The organism is Dyadobacter sp. (genome assembly GCF_051859145.1).
In the GTDB taxonomy this organism is placed as follows: Bacteria; Bacteroidota; Bacteroidia; order Cytophagales; family Spirosomataceae; genus Dyadobacter.
Map to the genome: position 1 here is coordinate 20,926 of NZ_JBHYGF010000224.1, position 7,548 is coordinate 28,473.

The 7,548-nt window shown below is 43.7% G+C and carries 6 protein-coding genes; 1 reads left to right on the forward strand and 5 read right to left on the reverse strand.

The annotated features are described in order from the left end of the window. Nucleotides 1–9 precede the first annotated feature (9 nt). The 5 genes from ACTIE6_RS14020 to ACTIE6_RS14040 form a co-directional block, all read right to left on the reverse strand. The gene (locus tag ACTIE6_RS14020; protein ID WP_439557238.1) at nucleotides 10–495 is read right to left on the reverse strand and encodes an ATP-dependent zinc protease family protein; all 486 of its coding nucleotides are present in this window, start codon (nucleotides 493–495) and stop codon (nucleotides 10–12) included. Further along, entirely contained in the window at nucleotides 492–1,610 is a 1,119-nt protein-coding gene (locus ACTIE6_RS14025) for an ATP-binding protein (protein ID WP_439557239.1), read from the reverse strand. The genes ACTIE6_RS14020 and ACTIE6_RS14025 overlap by 4 nt, the downstream gene beginning before the upstream one ends. A gap of 35 nt (nucleotides 1,611–1,645) precedes the next feature. Next, nucleotides 1,646–2,839: a putative sugar nucleotidyl transferase gene (locus ACTIE6_RS14030; RefSeq protein WP_439557240.1), complete on the reverse strand. Its 1,194-nt coding sequence runs from the start codon at nucleotides 2,837–2,839 to the stop codon at nucleotides 1,646–1,648. 127 nt (nucleotides 2,840–2,966) lie between these two features. Beyond that, complete coding sequence (locus ACTIE6_RS14035; RefSeq protein WP_056291772.1) at nucleotides 2,967–3,218, reverse strand: type B 50S ribosomal protein L31; 252 nt, start codon at nucleotides 3,216–3,218, stop codon at nucleotides 2,967–2,969. A 129-nt stretch (nucleotides 3,219–3,347) separates the two neighbouring features. Next, the gene (locus tag ACTIE6_RS14040) at nucleotides 3,348–4,259 is read right to left on the reverse strand and encodes a sugar phosphate isomerase/epimerase family protein (RefSeq protein WP_439557241.1); all 912 of its coding nucleotides are present in this window, start codon (nucleotides 4,257–4,259) and stop codon (nucleotides 3,348–3,350) included. Between the two features lie 430 nt (nucleotides 4,260–4,689). On the opposite strand from ACTIE6_RS14040, the gene ACTIE6_RS14045 reads away from it, so the two are divergent. Further along, entirely contained in the window at nucleotides 4,690–7,134 is a 2,445-nt protein-coding gene (locus ACTIE6_RS14045) for a ribonucleoside-diphosphate reductase subunit alpha (protein ID WP_439557242.1), read from the forward strand. Nucleotides 7,135–7,548 lie beyond the last annotated feature (414 nt).

Sequence of the window (7,548 nt, forward strand, 5' to 3'; positions counted from 1 at the left end):
TTTGAGAATTTAGCTGTGATGACGAGGGTTTTGTATTTCAGATTTTGAATGATCGGAAGCGTTGGAGCGCCTCGATGCAGATAAATTCTTTTGAGAAACATCAATGATAAACCGGTTTCTCAAAAGCTTGCGGCCAAGCAAAATAGGATATTGCATTTTCCTCCGGTTGGCGAGCGAAAATTCTGTACGGATCTTTTTACCAAAAATCCTGATCCCGGTTTTAATTACATACCGTTTTTCTTCCTTGCCTGACGAATTCCGGATAATGGTTTCTTTGTAATCGTCGACGATATAGGATTGCTGCGGCGCGCCTTTCTTTTTATCAAGGTAAAATTGAAGACGGGTTTGCTCGCCTTCTTTAATAAGCTTCACGCGGGAACAATGGATTGCCGAGGTAGTCGCGCCCGAATCAATGCGGACGGGCACATTGAACCAGCCCAGATCAGGCAAGTCTACAATATCGGTTTCCCCGATCAGCTGCACCTTTCCTTTCATTTGCGTTCGAAAAAATGGGCAATAGTGAGAGAAAGATCAAGAAAAACCATCTTGGCGCGTACATTACGCTCAATGTGGTAATGCGCCGTATTTACTTCTTCAATCATCTTTTCAAGCGCGCCGAAGTTGACGGTTTTGGAAAAATTCTGGACAAAGGTCAGTTCTTCCTGCGGTACCCGCAACAAATCACCGGCGCCGTGACTCCATATCAGCATATCGCGAAAAAGCCGCAATGCATATTCCAGCAAGCCTTTTTGCTTCTCTTTGTTCATGGTATCATAGCTGTCGGCGAGTTTTACAAGATGCGCTACATCGTACCTGTAACAGGAACGCATCCAGCCAGCAAACCAGCCCGCACGATCATCTTCGTCTTCCTGAACAAGTTTGAGCGCTTCCGACAAATTTCCATCACATAAGTAAGCTGCCTGGCTGATCGCGGCTTCATTTGCATTGTGCCTCCTCAGGTAACTACGTACATCTTCATCTGAGAATGCAGGAATCGTAATGCGCTGGGTCCGGGAAATAATGGTAGTCAGCAGTTTGTCTGACTGATCACTTACTAGAAGGAAAAGTGTTTTCTCAGGCGGTTCTTCCAGAATTTTGAGGATTGCATTGGAAGAAGCCGCATTCATGATATCTGGTTTCCAGATCAGCAGGATCTTGTATTCGCCTTCATAGGCTTTCACAGAAAGCTTGCGCAAAATTCCTCGGGCTTCTTCTACTGAGATATTACCCTGCTTATTATCAGCTCCGATTTCGTCCAGCCAATCTGGCAACAGCCGGTATGGATTTTCGATCAGGAATGTGCGCCAGAGTGGGAGAAATGCTTCACTTGATTTTCCATCCACCTTTTTTGAGGTAGCTGTCGGAAAAATGAAATGCATATCCGGATGGATCAGTTTGTCCATTTTTGCGCAGGAGGCACACTTTCCGCAAGCATCTTCTTCCTGTTTATTTTCGCAGTTGATATAAGTCGCAAAGGCCAGCGCCATTGAAAGCCCGGCGCCTCCCTGAGGATAGTCAAACAGCTGTGCGTGCGCCAAATGGCTATTTTTAACCGAGCGCATCAGCGTGGATTTTATTGCTTCAAGCCCGGGTATATCTTTAAAAAGCACAGTAATCGGAGTTAATCTTTTTGAATGGAAGCTGATCAGAAAACGCGCTGGTCTTTGGTTTGTTCAAAAACAGCTTTCAGGATTGCTTCATCTTTGTCTTCAAAAGTAATATTTCGTCTGTTCACTGTATCCGACGCTACTTCCAGGGCTTTTTGCAAACGGTATTCACAAAAACCTTCCGCAGTGCCGCCCCAGGAAAATGAAGGAACGTGCTTTTGCTGAAAACCGCCGCCGAATACATTCACACTTACGCCTACTACTGTTCCTGTGTTGAACATGGTTGAAATGCCGGCTTTGGAATAATCGCCCATAATCAGCCCGCAGTTTTGCAAGCCCGTATTTTCGAGCTGATTGGTGACATAGCTGTGCAATTTCACTGCGCTATGGTCATTTTTAAGGTTTGAATTATTGGTATTCGCACCCAGGTTACACCATTCTCCCAGTACCGAGTTACCTAGGTAACCGTCGTGGCCTTTGTTGCTATATGCAAACAGAATGCTGTTGCTCACTTCTCCGCCAGCTTTGCAAAACGGCCCTATCGTTGTATTTGGCCTGATTTTAGCGCCTTGCGCCAGTACGGAGCCTTCGCCAATCGCAAATGGGCCCTGAATAGTTGAGCCTTCCTGTATCAATGCATTTTTACCTATATAAATCGGTCCATTTTCTGCATTCAAAATCGCCGCTTTTAATACTGCGCCTTTCTCAATAAATACCTGTGAAGGGTTGTAAGTATATGTAAATGGATCAGTGATAGGTTCTGAAATCCGGTTTGAGGTAATGCGCTCGAAGTCAGCTTTGATTTGTGCTGCATTGAATGCAAATATGTCCCATACCTGGCGGATCAGAATGAATGCGTCTGCGTATGCAACCGGTGCCAGCTCGTTTACACCGAGTGCCGGCTCCCACGGTCCGTCGGTTCTTACGATAAGTACTTCATTATTGCGGGAAGTCAGCACTGAATTGACAGCCAGCTTTTTTGCGGCTTCAATAAGTTGATTGTCCGGGCAAAGTCCGCCATTGATATACCAGTTATCGTGCAAAACTTCTGTCGCAAACTTCGAACGCAGGTATTTTTCAGTTTGGAAAGAAACAGGTGATTGTAGTGCCCGGCCCCACTTTTCAGCGATCGTCTCAATGCCGCAACGGATTCCGGCGACCGGCCTTGTGTATGTGAGTGGTAAGAGTTGCTTGCGCAGAACAGGGTCGTCAAATAGGATTACAGCGGGCATATTACATCAGTATGTGTTATCAAAGTTCGCTCATTTTATCGGTTAGGACAAAAAAAGAAGCAGCCTCCTGAACATTTGTCAGGAGACTGCTTTCATAAATATGTTTCGGTTACGAAGCTGCTTGTGACTAAGCTTCTTTCTGTCCGTAACGTTTTCTGAACTTGTCAACACGTCCGGCTGTATCAACCAATACGTTTTTACCAGTGTAGAAAGGGTGCGACTGAGAAGAAACCTCGACTTTGTAAACAGGATAAGTTTTACCGTCTTCCCAAGTAATGTTTTCGCTGGTTTCGATCGTAGAACGCGTGATAAATTTGAAATCGCTCGACAAATCCCAGAAAACTACGTCTCTATAATTGGGATGAATATCTTTTTTCATTGGTATATGGTATTATATGTTTCGATACAATTCTCAAAAAGGATTGCAAAAGTATACATTCTAACTTTTCAAACCAAGTTTTGAAACTGTATCTTTTTAAATATTAGTACCATACGCGGCTTTCTGTAACTATACCTCGCTTAGCTGCTGCTTTAAAACCTCAATTCCGCGTTTCGCCTCTTTGTCAAAGTCGGTGTAATTGAAGCATTCAATGGAAAGGCCGCCTTTGTAATTGATCTTTTTCAATGCGCTCAGGTAGGGCCTGAAATCGTCACCTTTCACGCCCGGTGGGGTGCGGCTTTCCTTTTCGGCAATGTGGCAATGCACAATGTGTTTGCCATATTTCACGATTTCGGTTGCGGGTTCGTCTTCTTTCAACATGTGAAAAATGTCACACAGCAACTTCACTCTCGGGCTTTTTACCGTATCGACAATTTCAACGCCTTCTGCGAGGCTGTTGATAAAGTTGGTCTCACCGCGGTTTAGCGGCTCTACGGCAATAGTAACTCCGTATTTTTCAGCCAGCGGCGCCATTCTTTTTGTTAAATCAATGTGCTGCGCCTTTGCGGTAGCCCTGTCAAATCCATCCGGGATAATCCGCGAGCCGCCACTTCCAAATACTACATATTGGGAGCCGCATTCTTTGGCGCGCTTTAAAACGAGTTCGGTTCGCTGCAAAATGGCTTCATGGTTAGCCTCCGGGCCCAATGTTTTTAATGAAGCAGGCAGCAGGATCACATAGGATTTGATGGGGAAGTTATCATGTTTGAGTTTTTGTAGGTTCTTTTCATACTGTTCGTCTCCATCGGCCGGGATCAGAAACCCGCCCACTGACTCCTCTATATATGTACATCCCGATTCTCGCAGAAAATTAGCCTTGTCATAAGCGGCATATACGCCCAGCGGAATGCTGTAATTGGGCTTTAATGGGAGTTGGGCAAAAGCCTCGTAGGTGCTGGCGCCCACAGTCAGCCCGGCGACGATTCCGGAAGACCTTTTCAGGAAGGATCTGCGTGTTGAATTCTTAATGTCGTTTTGCATATCATATCAGGATTTAGAAACTGCTTTGTTGTATTTATTTGATGGAAATATTCGCTCTGAAAAATAAAAGTTTACAAATTATAATTTTGTGTGTGAAGTTGAAGTTTGGTAAAACACTGATTTTCAATATTTAATTTTCTCTTTTAGCTCGGTTCTTGAATGTGTATCAGGAAAAAAGTTTACAAATTTTTTTATTTGCCTGACATGAAAAAAATATTTCCGGATTGCATTTAAGCTAATGCGCTAGTTATAAACTCCTTAACAATTCCTTAACTTGGACTATGCCGGTAACCTCCAATTTTGGGCTAAAAGCGTGGTTGCTAATGCGGTTAAATTAATGTTATTTCAGGAGATTTTTAGAAATCAGCTTCGAGTAAAAATCTTAGAGTATACATCACTAACTTCCTAAAAAACAAGCTATTATATGTCTATGTATGTAATAAAGCGTGACGGTCGCCGCGAATCCGTAAAATTCGACAAGGTGACGGCCCGCATTGAGAAACTAAGCTACGGCCTGGACACCAAGTACATTCAGCCTGTTGAGGTTGCAAAAAAGGTGGTATCCGGTATTTACGATGGCGTAACCACAGCAGAACTGGACAACCTGGCTGCTGAAACTGCTGCCTCTATGACCACCAAGCACCCTGATTATGCAATACTCGCAGCGCGCGTAGCGATCTCAAATCTTCATAAGAACACATTGAAGTCGTTTTCGGCTACAATGAAACGCTTGTATACATATATAGACTCTAAAACCGGCGAAAATGCATCACTTATATCAAAAGAAGTATATGAGGTAATTCGTCAGAATGCTTCCCTTTTTGACTCCACTATTATATATGACCGCGACTATGCGTATGATTATTTCGGCTATAAAACCCTCGAAAAATCGTATTTACTGAAAGTTGACGGAAAAATTGTAGAGCGCCCGCAGCATATGCTGATGCGTGTTGCAGTGGGAATTCACCAGGAAGATATCCAGGCTGCGATTGAAACATATCATTTGCTTTCTGAAAAATGGTTTACGCATGCTACCCCAACCTTGTTTAATGCAGGAACGCCAAAGCCACAAATGTCTTCGTGTTTCCTTTTGACAATGAAAGAGGATAGTATCAGCGGCATTTACGATACCCTTAAAAACTGTGCATTGATTTCACAGTCTGCCGGCGGTATCGGGTTGAGCATTCATGATGTGCGGGCAACGGGTTCTTACATTAAAGGTACCAATGGGCAATCCAATGGAATCGTACCTATGCTGCGTGTTTTCAATGATACGGCAAGATATGTGGATCAGGGCGGCGGCAAGCGCAAAGGTTCTTTTGCTATCTATATGGAACCCTGGCATGCAGATATTTTCGACTTCCTGGATCTGAAGAAAAACCATGGAAAGGAGGAGCAGCGTGCACGCGATCTTTTCTACGCATTGTGGATTCCGGATTTGTTTATGAAACGGGTAGAAGCAAATGATACCTGGTCATTATTTGATCCGCACGAATGTCCGGGCCTTTCCGACACGCACAGCGAAGATTTTGAAAGGTTATATGAGCAATATGAGTTAGAGGGAAAAGCGCGGAAAACGATTAAGGCGCAGGATCTTTGGTTCGCGATCATGGAGTCGCAGATCGAGACAGGTACACCTTATATGTTGTACAAAGACCACGCAAACAGCAAATCGAACCAGAAAAATCTCGGTACGATTAAGTCTTCCAATCTTTGCACCGAGATTATTGAGTATACCGCGCCGGATGAAGTGGCAGTATGTAATCTTGCGTCCATTGCTTTGCCTAAGTTTGTTGAGCAGGGTGTGGATGGATTTATGCGTTTTGATCATCAAAAATTGTATGAGATTACTAAGGTGATCACGCGCAACCTGAACAAGATCATCGACCTGAACTATTATCCTGTTCCGGAAGCAGAGAAAAGCAATAAGCGTCATAGACCGATTGGTATTGGAGTACAAGGTTTAGCAGATGCATTTTGTATGATGCGAATGCCTTTTGATTCGGATGAAGCGCGCCAGTTGAACAAGGATATCTTCGAAACTATCTATTATGGATCGATGGAGGCTTCGATGGAGCTCGCCATTAAAAATGGTCCATATGAAACTTGGGAGGGAAGTCCAATCTCTAAGGGTACCTTCCAGTTTGATATGTGGAATGTAACACCGGAAAGCAACCGATGGAATTGGGATAAGTTGAGAACAGAGGTAGTTAAACATGGAGTACGCAACTCGCTGCTGCTTGCACCAATGCCGACTGCATCTACCAGCCAGATTCTGGGTAATAATGAATGCTTTGAACCATTTACTTCCAATATATATGTAAGAAGGGTTTTGTCGGGCGAATTCGTCGTAGTAAACAAGTACCTTCTGAAAGATCTTGTAAGACTTGGTCTGTGGAACGAAGAGATGAAGAACAATCTCGTTCGCGCCAGCGGATCGGTGCAGGCGATTCCAAACATTCCTCAGAACATCAAAGATCTTTATAAGACAGCGTGGGAGATTAAACAACGTAGCTTGCTGGATATGTCTGCGGATCGCGGAGCATATATCTGCCAGTCTCAGTCACTCAATATTTTTATGGAGGAGGCTAATTTTGGTAAGTTGACGTCGATGCACTTCTATGCCTGGAAAAAAGGTCTCAAAACAGGTATGTATTATCTGCGTACACGTGCAGCTTCTGATCCGGTTCAGTTTACGGTTAGCAAGCAGGCAGAAGTGCTGCTGGAACCTGCCACGGCGGTAGTTACTGAAAAAGAGCTGAATTATGTACAATATGCAGAGGAACATGCAAAGCCTGTTGCTCCACGAGACAACCGTTCTGACATGCAATGCTCCCTGGATGATCCGGAAGGTTGCGAAGCTTGTGGTGCGTAAGCATCCATGAAAGTGATGAAAGCGGTTCCCGTAGTTTACGGGAGCCGCTTTTTGCTTTGGTTAGTTGGAGGTTTTAAAATCTATATTGAAATTTATTGAGAAAGAATATAACTCCCAAAAATGCTAGCTATACAAGCTGAAAACGTCTTCAAATTTTTCTAAAAAATTTTTTCTAGTGTACGAATTGGTTTTCAGCCGGTTAGTATGTTGCCGGTAAAAAGATGGGAAAATATTTACCAATTGGATTTGCAATTAAAGAAATAAGGCTGCACTTTTGCACTCCCAATCGGGAACAACGGTTCTGAAAACGATCAGGACAACAAGTTCAACAGAGGTTGAGCAACGTTCTTTGACATGATGAAGAGAGCAAAAAAGATAGGTTCGTTAGAAACATTTGATCGGTTTCTTCGGAAG